15 protein-coding genes and 1 pseudogene are annotated in these 17,026 nt (G+C 44.0%); 4 read left to right on the plus strand and 12 right to left on the minus strand.

Features of this window, described 5'->3' with window-relative positions; genetic code table 11:
- From AB5Z01_RS10425 to fabD, 12 genes and pseudogenes are all read right to left on the minus strand, one after another.
- Positions 1-235, minus strand: a pseudogene (locus AB5Z01_RS10425) (ABC transporter permease); the annotation flags it as partial.
- Positions 228-1,334 carry an ABC transporter permease gene (locus tag AB5Z01_RS10430; RefSeq protein WP_022288141.1) on the minus strand — a complete coding sequence of 369 codons (1,107 nt, stop codon included), beginning with the start codon at positions 1,332-1,334 and terminating at the stop codon, positions 228-230. The gene AB5Z01_RS10430 and the pseudogene AB5Z01_RS10425, both read right to left, overlap by 8 nt.
- Positions 1,327-2,862, minus strand: a complete 1,536-nt coding sequence (locus AB5Z01_RS10435) for an ABC transporter ATP-binding protein (RefSeq protein ID WP_242992399.1) — start codon at positions 2,860-2,862, stop codon at positions 1,327-1,329. The genes AB5Z01_RS10430 and AB5Z01_RS10435 overlap by 8 nt, the downstream gene beginning before the upstream one ends.
- A 153-nt stretch (positions 2,863-3,015) precedes the next feature.
- Positions 3,016-4,167, minus strand: coding sequence for a BMP family ABC transporter substrate-binding protein (locus AB5Z01_RS10440; protein WP_117877001.1), 1,152 nt, complete (start codon positions 4,165-4,167; stop codon positions 3,016-3,018).
- Between the two features lie 45 nt (positions 4,168-4,212).
- On the minus strand, positions 4,213-4,788 hold the full coding sequence (locus tag AB5Z01_RS10445; protein WP_022288138.1) for a xanthine phosphoribosyltransferase: 576 nt from the start codon (positions 4,786-4,788) through the stop codon (positions 4,213-4,215).
- A 201-nt stretch (positions 4,789-4,989) separates the two neighbouring features.
- The gene (locus AB5Z01_RS10450) at positions 4,990-5,772 is read right to left on the minus strand and encodes a hypothetical protein (protein WP_118160621.1); all 783 of its coding nucleotides are present in this window, start codon (positions 5,770-5,772) and stop codon (positions 4,990-4,992) included.
- Positions 5,773-5,896: 124 nt separating this feature from the next.
- Positions 5,897-8,437: an EAL domain-containing protein gene (locus AB5Z01_RS10455; RefSeq protein ID WP_332009216.1), complete on the minus strand. Its 2,541-nt coding sequence runs from the start codon at positions 8,435-8,437 to the stop codon at positions 5,897-5,899.
- A 342-nt stretch (positions 8,438-8,779) separates the two neighbouring features.
- Positions 8,780-9,295 (minus strand): shikimate kinase, encoded by a 516-nt coding sequence (locus AB5Z01_RS10460; protein WP_287215119.1) that lies wholly within the window; start codon positions 9,293-9,295, stop codon positions 8,780-8,782.
- 219 nt (positions 9,296-9,514) lie between these two features.
- Positions 9,515-10,363 (minus strand): shikimate dehydrogenase, encoded by an 849-nt coding sequence (locus AB5Z01_RS10465; RefSeq protein ID WP_287215122.1) that lies wholly within the window; start codon positions 10,361-10,363, stop codon positions 9,515-9,517.
- Between the two features lie 164 nt (positions 10,364-10,527).
- Positions 10,528-11,007: a dCMP deaminase family protein gene (locus tag AB5Z01_RS10470; protein WP_046439855.1), complete on the minus strand. Its 480-nt coding sequence runs from the start codon at positions 11,005-11,007 to the stop codon at positions 10,528-10,530.
- 18 nt (positions 11,008-11,025) lie between these two features.
- Positions 11,026-11,553 carry a hypothetical protein gene (locus AB5Z01_RS10475; protein ID WP_117858067.1) on the minus strand — a complete coding sequence of 176 codons (528 nt, stop codon included), beginning with the start codon at positions 11,551-11,553 and terminating at the stop codon, positions 11,026-11,028.
- Between the two features lie 18 nt (positions 11,554-11,571).
- The gene (fabD, locus tag AB5Z01_RS10480; protein ID WP_287215125.1) at positions 11,572-12,495 is read right to left on the minus strand and encodes an ACP S-malonyltransferase; all 924 of its coding nucleotides are present in this window, start codon (positions 12,493-12,495) and stop codon (positions 11,572-11,574) included.
- A gap of 413 nt (positions 12,496-12,908) precedes the next feature.
- Between fabD and AB5Z01_RS10485 the strand changes: the two genes are divergently transcribed.
- From AB5Z01_RS10485 to fabF, 4 genes are all read left to right on the plus strand, one after another.
- Entirely contained in the window at positions 12,909-13,916 is a 1,008-nt protein-coding gene (locus AB5Z01_RS10485) for a beta-ketoacyl-ACP synthase III (protein WP_038672435.1), read from the plus strand.
- 90 nt (positions 13,917-14,006) lie between these two features.
- On the plus strand, positions 14,007-14,945 hold the full coding sequence (gene fabK / locus AB5Z01_RS10490; protein WP_022288129.1) for an enoyl-[acyl-carrier-protein] reductase FabK: 939 nt from the start codon (positions 14,007-14,009) through the stop codon (positions 14,943-14,945).
- Between the two features lie 18 nt (positions 14,946-14,963).
- Complete coding sequence (gene fabG / locus AB5Z01_RS10495; RefSeq protein ID WP_038672431.1) at positions 14,964-15,698, plus strand: 3-oxoacyl-[acyl-carrier-protein] reductase; 735 nt, start codon at positions 14,964-14,966, stop codon at positions 15,696-15,698.
- A 91-nt stretch (positions 15,699-15,789) separates the two neighbouring features.
- Complete coding sequence (gene fabF, locus AB5Z01_RS10500) at positions 15,790-17,022, plus strand: beta-ketoacyl-ACP synthase II (protein ID WP_117891419.1); 1,233 nt, start codon at positions 15,790-15,792, stop codon at positions 17,020-17,022.
- Positions 17,023-17,026: the final 4 nt, after the last annotated feature.

Consider the following 17,026-nt stretch of genomic DNA (forward strand, 5'->3'; position numbering starts at 1 on the left):
AAGCATAGATAAGGGAAACAAGCGCACCCATAAGAAATGCCGCAAGTATGGAAAGCCAAAGGCTTCCTGTCTTGTATGCTACCATAAAGCCTGCACAAGCGCCCATTGCCATTGTTCCCTCAACGCCAAGGTTAAGGTGTCCCGCCTTTTCGTTTTGTATCTCTCCTACTGTGCCGAAAAGCAGAGGAGTACCCATATATACCGCATGGGCAAGGAATGAAATAAGTCTAGTCATTTTTCCTGCCTCCTCTTGTTACAAATCTGTATCTGATGAAGAACTCACAGCCAAGCACGAAGAACAGGATTATTCCCTGCAAAACGTCCGAGCAGTAAGGTGAAAGAACAAATTCAGACGATACCACAGTGCTGCCCTTTTCAAGGACTGCGAATAAGAATGACACCACAAGTATGCCGAATGGATTGAGGTTTGCAAGCCATGCAACTATGATAGCCGTGAAGCCTACTCCGCCTGCAACAGATGTTGAAAGTGTGTGTTCTGTTCCGCAAGCCTGCACCATTCCTGCGATACCGCAGATAGCACCGCTCAAAAACATCGTTCTTATCATTATCTTGCTAGGGCTCATGCCTGCATATCTTGCAGTTGCGTGGCTGTCTGATACTACAGTTATCTCGTAGCCCTGCTTTGTGTATTTAAGATAGATAAATACCAATACCACAAGCACCAGACCTATCAACCAGCCTATCTGCACACCGCCCAGCGAGTCAAGCCATGCGTTAAGGTCAAATCTTGCTATCTTAGGATATCCCTTTGACTCAGGATCCTGCCATGCGCCCTTTGTGAGCCAATCTATAACGTAAAGTGCGATATAGTTGAGCATAAGGGTGAGCAAAGTTTCGTTTGTGTCGAATTTTGCCTTGAAAAATGCAGGGATAATGCCGTACAGTCCTCCGCCTATCATCGCCGCAACGAACATTACAATGAAAAGCAGATAGTGAGGCATATCGTAATGATAAAGAGCAAAGTATGAAGCGAAAACTCCGCCCATTATTATCTGACCCTCTGCACCGATATTCCAAAACTTCATCTTAAACGCAAGCGTAATGCCAAGAGAAGATATAAGAAGCGGTATCATTATCTTTATGGTCTCTTTGAACGGCATAAAAGGGCTTGCGGCGTTCTTGCCGATAAAAGCACCCTTTACCATTTTCGCATAGTAAGAAAACGGATCTTTGCCAAGAATAAGAATGAATATTCCGCCTGCACAAATAGCCAGAAGCACCGACAGAAGCCTTATGATAAGCTTTTGCTTGTTTGAGCGTTCAGCACGCTTGGCTATTCTTATAAGAGGCTCTTTTTTTATAATATCAGCCAATGCCCAGCACCTCCTCCATTGTCGAGCCTGTCATCATCATGCCCACCTGTTCCTTTGTGACCGTCTTTGCATCACAAATACCTGTTATCTTGCCGTGACAAAGCACCATTATCCTGTCGCAAAGCTCCAGAAGAACGTCAAGGTCCTCGCCTATGAAAAGCACAGCCGTGTTCTTTTTCTTCTGCTCGTTAAGAAGCGAGTATATAAGATATGATGAGTTGATGTCAAGTCCACGAACAGGATATGCGGTTATGAGCAGGTCAGGCTCACTGTGTATCTCTCGTCCAAGCAGGACCTTCTGAACGTTTCCGCCCGAGAGCATTCTTACAGGAAGCTCCGTTGACGGAGTTTTTATTTCAAGCTTTTCTATAAGCTCCTTTGAAAGCGCCTTAGCAGGCTTTCTGTCCACAAAGCAAAGCTTGCCCTGCTTGTATGTTTTAAGAAGCATATTGTCCGTCATACCCACCGAAGCGATAAGACCCATTCCAAGTCTGTCCTCAGGGATAAAGCTCATGCTTATGCCGAGATTTATTATCTCCTTAGGTGTCTTGCCTATGATGTTCTCCTTGTTGTAAAGCACTGCGCCCTTTTCTATCTTCTGAAGTCCTGCGATAGTCTCGCAAAGCTCTTTCTGACCGCTTCCTGCAATGCCTGCCACACCAAGTATCTCGCCCCTGTTTATAACAAAGCTTACGTCATCGAGAGCAATGCTTCCCTCAGAGTTCTTTACCGTCAGATCGACTACGTTAAGTATCGGCTTTACGTTCACAGGTTCAGGTCTTTCTATTGAAAGCTCCACCGCCTTGCCCACCATAAGCTCAGTGAGCTGCTTTTCACTGCTCTCTGCTGTGTTTACAGTTTCAACGCTCTTGCCCTTTCGCAGTATGGTCACTCTGTCAGATATATCCATTACCTCGCCCAGCTTGTGGGTGATGATAATGATAGCACAGCCCTGAGCTTTCATTTTTCTCAGGATATTGAAAAGCTTTTCAGTTTCCTGCGGAGTAAGAACCGCCGTAGGCTCGTCAAGAATAAGTATTTTAGCACCCCTGTAAAGCACCTTCAGTATCTCAACTGTCTGCTTTTCACTGACGGACATATTGTATACCTTTTTGTCAGGGTCAACTTCAAGACCAAGCTGTTCAGATATCTTTTTTATCTCATCTCTTACAGCGCCCTTGCTCTTAAGCTTGCCCTTTGTGCCTGCCACAATGTTGTCTGCGGCGGAGAACACCTCCACAAGCTTGAAGTGCTGATGTATCATGCCTATGCCAAGTTCGATAGAATCCATAGGTGAATTTATCGCCTCAGGCTTGCCGGCAATGTAGATATTGCCCTTGTCAGGGTGATAGATACCCGAAAGCATATTCATCAACGTGGTCTTTCCTGATCCGTTTTCGCCCAGCAGTGCAAGTATCTCACCGTATTTTACTTCAAGATCAATGCCGTCGTTTGCAACCACGCTGCCGAAAACTTTTGTTATACCGCTGCATTTTACAGCGATCTCAGCAGATATTTCTTCACTCATACTTTCAGCTCCTTTTTATGAACTTCCTTAGATTTGCTAATGTCATCAGAAACCGACAGCAGGATTACCTGCTGCCGTATGCTCATATCATTAACAAAACAGGCGGCAACCTGCACCGCCCGTATAAATGTTTTGTTAAGCTGTTAAGCCTTATTACTTGACCTCAACGTTCTTGAAGTACCAGTTGATTCCGCCTGTGATAGTAGCGTCGTCAAGAGTTTTGCCCTCTTCGCCAACTGTTTTGCCGTCGTTTGTTTCGATAACGCCGTCAAATACGTTGAATGAGCCGTCCTCAAGCTTAGCCTTAGCCTCGTCAACAGCCTTCTGCATATCCTCTGTGCAGAGATCCTTGTTCAGAGGAGCGATGTCTACAAGACCGTCAGCCATGCCGCCATAGTAGTTCTCACACTTCCAGTTGCCATCTACGATCTGCTTTACCTGATATGTGTAGTATGCAGACCAGTTCCAAAGAGTTGAAGTAAGTGTAGCCTTAGGAGCGTCCTTAGACATATCTGTGTTGTAGCCTACGCCCCACTTGCCTGCGCTTTCAGCCTCGAGCTGTGGGTTAGGTGTGTCGCAGTGCTGAGCGATAACGTCGCAGCCCTCAGAAAGAAGAGCCTTTGCAGCGTTTGTTTCCTCTGTTGGTGAATACCAGCTGTTTGTTACCTTTACATAAACCTTAGCGTCAGGATTTACAGAATAAACGCCCATTGCAAAAGCGTCGATACCGCCTGTGCACTCAGAGTTCTCGCTGCCCATAGCGGAAACGTAACCGATAAGATTTGACTCTGTCTTCATACCTGCAACGATACCGGTGAGATATCTTGCCTGATAAATTCTTCCGAAGTAGTTGTTAAGGTTCTTGCCGTTGTTCTTGTAGCCTGTACCGTGGCAGAAATAAACGTCAGGATATTCCTCAGCGAGGGATTCCATTTTGTCCATATAGCCCCAGCTTGTGCCGAAGATGATGTTGCAGCCTTCCTCGATGCACTCACGGATAGCTGTTTCTGTAGCAGCAGGGTCGCTGTCTGATACGTTGTTTTTTCTTACGATCTGATCGTCTTTAAGTCCAAGCTCCTTCTGCATACCAACGATACCCTGATCGTGAGCATATGTGTAGCCTGAACCGTCGGCAGGGTTGCCGATGTGTATAACACCGATCTTTACAGTGTCATAGCTGAGAGTTGCCGTCTGATTGTCAGCCGACTTCTGTGATGCTTCGTCCTTAGCAGATGTACAAGCTGTAAGAGCTGTTACAGCAAGTGCCGCAGAAAGAACGAGCGCAAGAATACGTCTTACCTTCATGTTTGATCTTCCTCCATAAAATATTTATTGGTAACGCCTTGTGCGTTAGTCCCTGAAAGTGATAGTGCCGTTGTCCATAGAGTCAACGATAGCAAGAGATTCGAGCTTTACGCCCATGTCACGGATAGTCTTTCCGCCAACCTGGAAGCCCTTTTCGATAACGATACCTGCTCCCGCAAGCTCAGCCCCGGACTGCTTTACGATATCTATAAGCCCCATAAGAGCACAGCCGTTAGCAAGAAAATCGTCTATAATAAGCACCTTGTCACCCTTGCCGAGATATTTTTCAGATACCATTACGTCATATGTAACGCCCTTTGTGTAGGACTTTACTTGAGTAACGAACATTTCGCCGTCAAGATTTTTGCTGAGAGTTTTCTTTGCAAAAATAACAGGGCAGTTGTTAAAATGCTGTGCCGCAATGCAGGCAATGCCGATACCGGATGACTCGATAGTGAGTATCTTGTTTACGCCTGTTCCTGCAAATCTCTTTGCAAACTCCTCACCGATATCGTTGAAAAGCTTGACGTCCATTTGGTGGTTAAGGAATTTATCGACTTTGAGAACGTTTCCTTCCTTTACTACTCCGTCTTTAAGAATACGCTGTTTTAAAATTTCCATGATCTTTTCCTCACGATACAAAAAATAGTTAAATATATTATTTTACATCAAAAAGCAACTATATAAAAAATTATACTACACTTTTGACGAATATTCAATTGCTATGGCACGTTAAAAGTTTAACATTCTATTAATTTTCAACGTTCTTTTCTATATTGTGCAATAAAAAAATCCGCCTGAGATCTCAGACGGATAAAAGCATTATTTTTCTTTTACTTTTCTTGAAGCTATCTTAGCCGTGTTTGGCATACAGAGCATAGCAGCGGAGCTTTCGTAAATTGTGACATATATAGGAGAGTTCGTCAAATTGCAGAAAATAAGGTTTTTCGTGTCACAGTCATAAAACTCCATAAGCTCGCTGTCAATATAATATCTCCCCAGCGTATCCCATAAATCCAGCTTTTCCTCGCTTTCCGCAAGCCCCACAGAATCAATGACCAGCCCAACGGTCACATATGCAAAAACAGGCACTACCATATCTTCATTTTTGTAGAACATCTTGTTTCCATGTGGGTCAGTGCCGTAATAGCATATAACAAGAGTATCTTCAGGTAACTCATTTGCAACGTCAGCCTGTTCATTATCACAAAGCCTCTGGCAGATCGTGAAAAATTTATCAAGCTGTGCCGTGAGCTTTTCTCTCTGCATTTTAGCTGTTTCAGCAAGCTCACTGCTTCCTGTTTTTTGTGCGGCATTTTCAGCGATATCGCAGTCAAAATAATCGCTTGGCGTTTTAAGCTCATAAACGTTGTTTATTGTTTTGGCAAAAAGCTTTCCGTCCTCGGAGTATACCGAGGTCACAGGAGAACTGCGTATGAATTTTCCGTCAGGGAACTTTTGACTGCCATATACAAGACCTTGAACGCAGTAAAACACTGTGTCGTCCGTGATAGGGTCAGGGAAACAGCTTTGAGCCGTGTTTGGATATGAAAAAAGCGAATTTTTCAAATTTCTTATTGCCACACGCCACTTGTCAAGATACATTTTTTCTCCCTCGCTTTCAGCATTCATACCTATATAATATCAGATAGTGTATATTTTGTCAATAAAGCTGATAGCTTAATAAGAGAAAAAAAAGTCCCCGCTTATCGCAGAGGACTTTTTCAGATCATTTCGTTCGGCTAAAATATTTTTCGTTTGCACTGCCTGAAATATTGATCTTTAAAAGATTGTTCGTTCTCAGACGTACCAGCTCATCTATATACGGCTTCATAACAAAGTCTGAAACTCTGTTCTTCAATTTTGTCATGCCTTTAAGTACGCTATGAGCCTGAGTTATAGCAATAACGGGGAGTCTTCTCTCATCAATGTCAAGAGGAAATTCGTCGTCCTTGGAAATAAGCTGTATGTCAAAATAAATAAGGTCGATATCCTCGTTGAGAAGAACCTTTTTTCCTCCCTGAATGGTTTCTGCAGTGAAAACAGTATTTTCCTGAGAGAGTATCTCTTCGAGCTGAGAGCATGTGTCGCTGTTGTTGCTGACGATAAGGATCTTGTGCTTTCGGTCTATTTCATCTTGGATATAGTTCTTATATTCGTTTATGCGTTTATCCGTCAGCACCATGTCGGTCACGTCCGTGAAATACGCTATAAGCACAGAGCTTACACCTGTTTCGCTGACAAATCGTAAATGCGTCTTGAACCAGTGCTTCCTGCCGTTTATCTCGTGCATACTGAGAACACATTCTGCTCTGTCCTTGCTCTCTATTGCCTTGTTTACAGAGCTTGTGAATTTCTCTTTGCATTCGCTGTCAATGCAGTTCATAACATTGAGTTTGCCGTACACACTGCTGTCATAGCCGTATTTTTGTGAAAACGCCTTGTTTGAACATACCATTACCACTGTGCCGTCCGGAAAACATTCATATATCGTAGCAGGCTGGTCGATGCTGTCGATATATGCCAGCAGTCCTCCGCTCTTGCCCCACAGCAGGTCGTTTACTGACGTCCCGTTCTCAGGCACAGGCTGTTCCTCCTGATCTGAGATAAGCTTTTCATAGTCTGCCGCAGGCAAAGGCTTTGAATAATAGAAACCCTGAATGTAGTCACAGCCTACGCTTTTCAGAAATTCTACCTGCTCCGCTCTGTCAACGCCCTCTGCGATAACGGGGATATTGAGCCATTTGGCCATTCTGATAACAGAAGAAATTATAGTTTCTGCACGGCCGTCATACTTTGCCTTGAACATGAACATCATGTCCATTTTTAGCATATCCACCTGAACATCTTTGAGTACGTTCAGGGAAGAATAGCCACTGCCAAAATCGTCCATAAGGATAGTAAAGCCATTATTTCTGAGCTGGCTAGTGATATCATCTATCATTACATTGTCGTCAGTATAAACGCTTTCCGTTATCTCGATGTTGAAATACTTAGGCTCAACGTCATACTTTTTCGTAAGTTCGATTATTATTTTTGAAAGATTAGGGTTGTAAAGGTTTACCCTTGAAACGTTTACAGAAACAGGGAAGAGCGGAACTCCGCTGTCTTTCCATTCCTTGAGCTGTTTGCATACGCATTCCCATATGTAGAAATCAAGCTTTGAGATAAAGCCGTTCTTCTCAAATATCGGGATAAACACACCAGGTGAGATAAATCCCTTGGTAGGGTGTATCCACCTTGCAAGAGCCTCCGCACCCACAGGCTTGTTTGTCTTTACGTCGTATTTAGGCTGATAGTAAGGTACGAACTCATTATTTTCAAGAGCGTCGCTCATTTCATTTATTATATTCTGCTCATTTTCAATAGAAAGCCGCATTTTGTCATCATAAAAAGCATAGCTTTTCATATAATGCCCTTTTACAGTTTTAGCGGCAAGAGCGGCACGGTCGCACATGAAGGATATTGGCAGGCTTCTGTCAGTCACCACATAAACGCCGTAAACGATCATGATGTTATAGCTTGCGGACAGTTTTTTCATGTTTTCAACAGCCTGCTCTATCTGCTTTACTGTTTCTTTCTTGCCCTGATAAGGGGTGAAGATACCGAAAACGTCAGCGTCTATCCTACCGAAGGTACAGCATTCCGTTGTTTTTGCAAAATCTCTTATACGTTTTGCAACATGCTTTAGCAGTCTGTCTCCATACGCAGTGCCGAAAAATGAATTTATAAGCTTGAAACGGTCGATATCTAGTCTTAGAAAAGCGAACTGCTTGTCAGGATTATCCTTAAGAAGTGCCTTTGATGCACTGAAAAATTTATTCTTTGAATATATCTCCGTAAGAGGGTCGTAGTTCATAACGTTATTAAGCTCTTTGAGCAACGATACCTGACTTCTTGCGATAACGTTTTTGAGCCTTAGCTTTATAATATCAGCGTCATAAGGCTTTGGAACAAAGTCCCACGCACCGCTTTCAAGCACCTTCTTTTCAGTGTCTCTGTCTGATTTTTCTGTTAGAATAATAACAGGTATCTGAGATAAGGTTTTATCCTGCTTTATTTTATTCATGAACTCATATCCGTCCATTTCGGGCATTATGATATCCAGTATTATAGCGTCAACTTTTTTATCCTGTCTTTTTAGCTTTGTAAGAGCCTGTATGCCATTTTCTGCTTGGATCACAGTATAGTCAGAATGTAGTATGTCGCAAAGTATAGATCGGTTCGTTGTGCTGTCGTCAACGACAAGCACGGTTTTCTGTATGTCCATTTGCAGCTCCCTTCTGTCATATGGCAGTTTAATATAACGCTTTCATACCATAAGTATACAACATGTCGGAAGGATTTTCAACATTTTTTATCAGTGCTTGCAGACTTTTTGGATTATTCGTTATAAATAGCTATTTTTGATTATCCAAGATACAAATAATTTGGTACTGTTTGCACAAGCCGTACTATTTATTATGACAAAGCTTTTCCGTTTTTGATATCATCACAAGCAGAAGTATGAAGAAAAATGCAAGATAAACGGGCATAAGCTTAAGGCTCCCATGGTTTGCGATAAGCTCGAAAACAGTGGGCATGAAGGTCGAGCCTGCAGGAAAGAGCTAAATCAGCCCTGCCCGAAATCAAATCTCTTGTAAAGCTTTTGTATCTTAGAAGCGATGACGATAGGCGGATAACCACCGCTTATGACATAGTGTGAGTGGGCAAGATATAAAGGCCTTCGATAATCAAACCGCTCTAAAAGCTGTTCTCTGGTGGAGTTGTAAGCGATAGGTCTGTTAGGGTCGTTTTTTATGCGTCCGTAGCAGGTGTTGAAATATGTGTCGATAAAGACCACCATGCCCGATCTTTTAGCCACCTTGCCGTTCTCCTCCGAAAGCAACGCTCCGCCACCTGTTGCAACAACGCCGCCAATGTCAGCAAATGCTGCAAGAGCCTCGGTTTCAAGCTTCCTGAAATGCTCCTCACCGTATTTGTCGAATATTTCAGATATGCTCATTCCTGCCGTATTTTCGATATACTTGTCAAGGTCAACGCACTGACAGCCCATTTTTTTCGCCAAGATCTTTCCCACAGTAGATTTTCCGCAGCCCATAAAGCCGCACAAAAATATTGGTTTCATAGTTACTATCCTTATTATAATGTATTATAATGTATTTTGCCAAACTAATGTAGGGGCGACCTCTGGTCGCCCGCTGTCACTGTTTGTCTGTCATCTCTGCAATCAAGCAAACACCGTGTTTCATGTAGGGGCGAACAGCGTTCGCCCGTTTCTCCTAGCGCACAGTGTTTTTACTCGATAAGCCTTGTTTTTGACATTTTCATATGTCAGTATCGCAAGTTACTTAAAATCCTTCTCCACAGCGATCTCCATTTCGTCTATGATAGACTGAACTTCCTCGTCTGTGTATTCGTCACCGTCCCATATCTCATGAGCGGAAACCGCCTGCCAAACCAGCATTGCCATGCCTCCGACAGCGTTCTTGCCCATAGCCTTGGCTTTCTGCATGAGCAAAGTCTCACGAGGGTTGTATATAACGTCAAATACCGCACCGCTCGCCTCGATTACTTCATCAGGAACAGGGCAGGCGTTTGTCTTAGGATACATTCCCACAGGGCAAGCGTTCATAAGCAGCTCGTAGTGAACGTCGGTCGGTATCTCAGTGTTTAGAACAATAGTTATCCTAGCATCAGACTTCATAGCCTTTATCTCTTTCTCTACCTGCTTAGCCAAAGGCATATCGCTCTCCAGTACCGCAATATAAAGGTCAGCCCCGGCAAGAGCCGCCTCAATTGCCATCATTCTGCCTACTCCGCCGCAGCCTATAAGCAGTATCTTTCCTGTGAAGTCGATATTCATTGCACGAACAGTTCTGAGAAAGCCGTCGCAGTCAGTGTTGTAACCAACGTGCCTGCCGTTTTTGTTGTCAACGCAGTTTACAGAGTGATAACGCTTTGCCGACTGGTCAAGCTCATCAGTGTAGTCGATAATGCCTATCTTGTGGGGAATAGTGATGTTGTAGCCGTTAAGAGAATTAAGATACTCCGCCTTGTCTTTAAGCTCCTCAGGCTTTACCTCCAGTATCTCGTACTCGTACTCACGTCCTTTCAGCTCAAAAAGCCTAGCGTGAATAGGAGGCGACATAGTGTGTTTAAGCGTTTCTCCAAGTATAGCGTATTTTCTTGACATTTTACATTCCTTCTTATAAAAAATTTCTGTATATCATAATGTATATCTGTAGGGGCAACTTGCAATTTATTGCACAAACCTTAATAACCGCACAATGTACAGTAGGGGCGAACAGTGTTCGCCCGCATTGTCGCCTGAAACTGTTTCGGCAGGATAATTGCCTTTTACAGCCTTATAGTTATCTCACGGTTAGTAGGCACATACCTGCGTATCTTTACCCCCGTCAGCTCAAACATTTTCTTAGAAGCCTTAACTCCGTCAGTGTCGGCGTATTTGTCCTCCCAGTAAACGACTTCCTTTATGCCGCTTTGAATGATAGCCTTTGCACATTCGTTGCATGGAAAAAGTGAAACATATATCTTGGCATTCTGTAAGCTTCCTGCCGCATGGTTGAGAATGGCGTTAAGCTCGGCATGACACACAAATGGATATTTCGTGTCAAGAAACTCTCCGTTCCTGTCCCACGGCATCTCATCATCAGAACACCCGGTAGGCATACCGTTGTAGCCTACTGACAATATCTTGTTGTCCTGAGAAACTATGCACGCCCCTACCTGCGTGTGAGAATCCTTGCTCCTCTGTGCAGATAGCAGTGAAATGCCCATAAAATATTCGTCCCATGATATGTAGTCATTGCGTTTCATTTTATACACCGCCTTTTATCAGGTATCTTCATCATCAATGTCTGATATGCTCAGCATTGTCACCTTGCCGTCATCATCAAAAAAGAAAGTCGCCAAAAAGCCCCTTTTCTTGTATTTCCATGCGTCTGCGTCAGGACTGTCAGGCTCGCCGAAAACTTTTTTGACTTCCGTCTTGTCATCACCGCATTTTACCCCTGCAATGCTCATTCCTTTTTTATCGGAACTGCTTTGCGCCGCACTTATCTGACGTATCTTCGACTTCCTGTCAATATTGTCAACATTGTCCGCTTCTACCTTAACAGTGCCTATTATACTGCCGTCCTGCGTAAGCGCCACCGAGAATATCCCCTTGCCGTTTGAGTTTCCCGAAAAAGGATAATCCAGCGTGTATTCATATTCCTCGCCAATATCGTCCAGAGTGCATGGTATCTGTATATCCTTGCCGTTTATCTTTATCTTCCACGCACATTTTCCACAGGCACTCAGACAAACAAGCATTGCCACCGCCAATGCCAACAGCAAAGCCCTTTTCATAGCCTTTTTCATTTTTCTCCCCTCGATATTTTAGCTCAGAGAAGCAAGAGCCTTTTCCATTGTGGAATTGTTCTCAATGTTCACAGCGTTCTTGCCCTTGAGAGTTTTCTTTACAAGACCCGTAAGCACCTTGTTAGGGCCAAGCTCGATAAAGTTCTCATAGCCTGCCTTTTCCATTTCTGCAAGCTCAGAAGTGAACTTAACTGGTGAAACGATGTGCTTGGCAAGCATATCAGGCATAGCAGAAAAGTCTTCAAGCTTTGTTCCAAGAACGTTTGAGTAGAAATCAACGTTTGCAGTCTTGAACTCAACTGTCTTTGCAGTTTCAATAAATTCATCAGCCGCACTCTGCATGAGCTTTGAGTGGAAAGCAGACGCAACATTGAGCTTTATAGCCTTTTTCTTCATCTCCGAAAACTTTGCCGCAGCCGCCTCGCAAGCCGCAGTATCACCAGCGATAACTGTCTGAACGGCTGAGTTGTAGTTTACAGGAACAACATATCCCTCTGTTTCCTCGCATATCTTCTCGACCTCTTCAGCAGGCAGACCGATTATAGCATACATTGAGCCACTGTTAGCCTCTGCGGCTTTCTGCATTGCAGCCGCTCTCGCCTTGATGAGCTTGAAGCCGTCCTCTATCGTCACAACACCTGCGGCTACCATAGCAGCATATTCGCCCAGTGAGTGACCTGCTACGCCGTCAAATGTGATGCCCTCAGCCTTTGCGGCCTCAAAAGCGGCAAGCGAGCAAGCCATTATAGCAGGCTGTGAGTTCACTGTCTTGTTAAGCTCAGAGTCAGGGCCGTCAAATGTTACCGCTCTCAGGTCATATCCCAGCACCTTTTCCGCTGTGTCGAAAACCGCATTTGCAGCATCATACTTTTCGCAAAGCTCCTTAGCCATTCCTACATACTGTGAGCCCTGACCTGAAAACAAAAAAATATTTTTTGACATAAAATTTTACTCCTTTGTGGTTAAATTTATACATAGCCGCCTGATAATATCAAAGCCGCCTTATCTCATATATGTAAATTTCTGAAAGTTATCTACGCTCAATTATTGTTTTATGATTTAATTTTTGCAAGATATTTTCAAAAATAGACACATAATATTAACTAACGCCCTAAAACTTGTGAAAAATTCTCTAAATGTTTAAATTCATCAAGAGTTGTTCATAATTTGTTATTGACGTATCTAAAAAAACAGTTTATAATTATAATGTTATGATATGTGTTATATAGTTAAAAAATTAACTAATTATATTTTGATATAATGTATTTTGACTTGCTCCATAGGAACAAGAACATTATAGCACAAATTGCGGAAATATACAATATATAATATAGAATTTTCAGGAGGAAAAATCAGTGGGAAGTAAAGTAACAGGCGTAAAGATCAAGGGCATAGGCAAATATGTGCCTGAAATGGTCGCAACAAACGAGGATTTCACAAAGATCGTTGAAACAAGCGACGAGTGGATAACTCAGAGAACAGGCATCAAGCAAAGACACATCACAAATGGCGAGCCTACATACTATCTTGGAGCAATGGCGGCAAAGGCTGCAATGGCTGACGCAGGAGTAAAGGCAGAGGATATCGACCTTATTATTGCCACAACAGTAACAGGGGATTATTTCACTCCGTCACTTTCCTGCCTTATCCAGAGAGAGATAGGCGCGATAGGCTGTATCGCATTTGACCTTAACGCTGCTTGTGCAGGCTTTGTTTACGGCTTTGATACTGCAAAGAGATATCTCCAGACAGGCGACGGAATAAAGACCGTTCTTTTGGTGGCCTCTGAGGAGCTTTCAAAATTCGTTGACTATACCGACCGTTCTTCCTGCGTGCTTTTCGGTGACGGCGCAGCCGCTTTCGTCCTTGAAACAGCAGAGGATACTACATATTCAAGTTTCCTTGGCGCAGACGGAAACGGTGCAAAGTATCTTGCTTCCCGTGCTTTGAAGTCTGAGAACGCTTTCAGAACTAATAGCGAGGAATTTGATATGGATATGCCTGAAACAAAGGATTATTTCTTCAAGCAGGACGGCAAAGAGGTCTATAAGTTTGCTACAAAGGCACTTCCAAATGCAGTTGAGCAGGCTTGTGCAAAGATAGAAATTTCCCCTGATGACCTTGATTGGATAGTGCCGCATCAGGCAAATATAAGAATAATAGAAACTGCCGCAAAGCACCTTGGCGTTTCAATGGACAAGTTCCCGGTATATATCGACCGCTATGGAAATACATCTTCCGCATCTATCCCTATCGCATTTTGCGACGCAGTTGCAGAAGGCAGGATAAAAAGAGGCGACAAGGTTTGTCTAGTAGGCTTCGGCGGTGGACTTACTTATGGTGCGGCTGTTTTCGAGTATTGATGATCAATATACAGTTTATATTCGGTACATAATAAATTGTTATTATGTATTATGGCATAAAATTTGCTTTTGACAATAAGGAGAACTACTATGACTACTACAAAGACAAGAATAACTGAACTTTTGGGTATAAAATACCCTATCTTTCAGGGCGGTATGGCTTGGATAGCTGAGCATACTCTCGCTTCCGCAGTTTCAAACGCAGGCGGACTTGGCATAATCGCAGGCGGCTCTGCACCTATCGACTACCTGAGAGATCAGATAAGACAGACAAAGGCGGCTGTAAACGGCAAGCCTTTCGGTGTTAATATCATGCTCATGAGCCCTAATGCCGACGACCTCGCTCAGCTCGTTATAGACGAGGGCGTACCTGTCGTAACAACAGGTGCAGGCAACCCAGGCAAGTATATGGCTGCTTGGAAAGAAGCAGGCATAAAGGTGATACCTGTCGTTCCGTCAGTTGCTCTTGCAAAGAGAATGGAAAGAGCAGGCGCTGACGCTGTTATTGCAGAGGGAACAGAGTCAGGCGGACATATCGGTGAGAACACAACGATGTGTCTTGTACCACAGGTAGTTGACGCAGTTGAGATACCTGTTATCGCCGCAGGCGGAATAGCAGACGGCAGAGGAATAGCCGCTTCATTCATGCTTGGCGCAGAGGGCGTACAGCTCGGCACACGTTTCCTTGCCGCAGAGGAGTGTCAGATAAACCCTGTTTATAAGGAGCTTGTTGTAAAGGCTAAGGATACAGACAGTATCGTAACAGGCAGATATACAGGTCACCCATGCAGAAACGTTAAGACAAAGTTCTCAAAGAAGCTTGCAAGCGGCGAAGCAAACGGCACTATCACACCTGAGGAGTTTGAAGAGATAACCCTCGGTTCACTGAGAAAAGCCGTTCAGGACGGCAACCTTGAGGAGGGTTCTTTCCTCTGCGGAGCTATCGCAGGCATGGTAAAGAAGGTCGAGCCTGCAAAGGATATGATAGAGGAAATGTTCACAGAAGCAGAAAAGCTTCTCGGCAAGTAAAAGACGGAGGAAGATAAAATGGCAACAGCATTGATAACAGGTTCTGCAAGAGGAATAGGTGCAGCAATAGCACTCAGACTTGCAAAGGACGGCTATAATATTGCTCTCAACGACATCTCTGAGGCAATGTTTGAAGATAACGATATAATGGATAAGATAAAGGCAGAGGGCGTAGAGTGTGAAAAGTTCATCTGCGACGTTTCAAGCTATGCACAGGTAGAGGAAACAGTCAAAGCAGTAAAGGCTCGTTTCGGCACTATCGACGTTCTCGTAAACAACGCAGGAATCACTCGTGACGGTCTTATGGCTCGTATGAGCGAGGAGCAGTACGATATGGTAGTTGCTGTAAACCAGAAGAGCGTGTTCAATATGTCAAAATTTGTGGGCAGCGTTATGATGCGACAGAAGTCAGGCAAGATAATAAATCTTGCTTCCGTTGCAGGACTTTACGGCAACCCTGGACAGATAAATTATTCCGCAACAAAGGCGGCTATCGTCGGCATGACAAAGACAGTTGCAAAGGAGCTTGGCTCAAGAGGTATCACCTGCAATGCAGTTGCCCCTGGATTTATCAAGACCCCTATGACAGACAAGCTCACAGACGCTCAGAAGCAGGCTATGATAAATCAGATAGCAATGAAGCGTTACGGCGAAGTTGACGAGATAGCAGGCGTTGTATCCTTCCTTGCTTCCAAGGACGCAAGCTACGTTACAGGACAGGTAATAGAAATAAGCGGCGGACTTATGATGTAGTCACTCGCCGTGACGGGCATCTTACGTCATGTAGATTTGTTTTACGGAATGTAGATTTGATATGTTTTAAATGATACTAAGGAGTGTTTAAATGAGAAGAGTTGTTATCACAGGTATGGGTACAGTAAACCCTCTTGGCAAGAACGTAGAGGAATTTTGGGCTAATATCAAGGCTAACAAGAACGGCCTGTCTTATGTTGACCAGTTTGATACCGAAAATTTTCCTGTAAAGATAGTCGGCGCTGTCAAGGATTTTGACTGCACTGAGTATATAGATAAAAAAGAAGCAAAGAGAATGGATAGATTTACTCAGTTCGCTGTTTGCTCTGCAAAGCAGGCTCTTAAAATGGCCGGCTCTGATTTCAAGGACGTTGATCCTTTCAAAGCAGGCGTTATAATCGGTGTTGGTATCGGCGGTCTTAACATGACCGAAAAGGAAGTAACAAAGTTCAACGAAAAGCCTGATAAGGTATCAGTTTTCTTTATCCCTATGATGATAGGCAATATGGCGGCTGGTACTGTTGCAATGCATACAGGCTTTAAGGGCGATAATTTCTGTACCACCACAGCTTGCGCTTCAGGTACTCACGCTATCGGCGAAGCTTTCAGAAAAATAAAGGACGGCTATCTTGACGTTTGCCTTTGCGGTGGCTCAGAGGCTTGTATCTCTCATTTCGCACTCAGCGGCTTCAACAATATGAAGGCTCTCTCAAAGGCAACAGAGCTTGACAAGGCTTCAACTCCATTCGACCTGAACAGACAGGGCTTTGTCCTTGGCGAGGGTGCAGGCATACTTTGCCTTGAGGAGTATGAGCACGCTAAAGCAAGAGGTGCAAATATCATAGCTGAAATAGCAGGCTATGGCGCAACAGGCGACGCTTATCACATGACAAGCCCATCACCAACAGGTGAGGCTGCCGCTCATGCAATGAAGTATGCCTATGAAGAAGCAGGTCTGAAGCCTGAGCAGGTGAACTACATCAACGCTCACGGCACATCAACAGGTCTTAACGATAAGTATGAAACAACAGCTATCAAGCTTGCTCTTGGCGAAGAAGCCGCAAGAAAGACGGTCATAAACTCCACAAAGTCTATGACAGGTCACCTTCTTGGTGCGGCAGGCGGCATGGAAGCTATCGTTACTGCACTTTCTGTACAGAACGACTTTGTTCATAAGACGATAAACTACACCACTCCTGACCCTGAGTGCGACCTTGACTACTGCGTTGAGGGCAACAGAGAAATGCCTGTCTATGCAGCACTTTCAAACTCTCTGGGCTTTGGCGGACATAACGCTACTATCTGTATCAAGAAGTGCGACTGATAAG

It is taken from the genome of Ruminococcus sp. RTP21359st1_H3_RTP21359_211015 (assembly GCF_040909065.1).
Taxonomy (GTDB): Bacteria; Bacillota; Clostridia; order Oscillospirales; family Ruminococcaceae; genus Hominimerdicola; species Hominimerdicola aceti.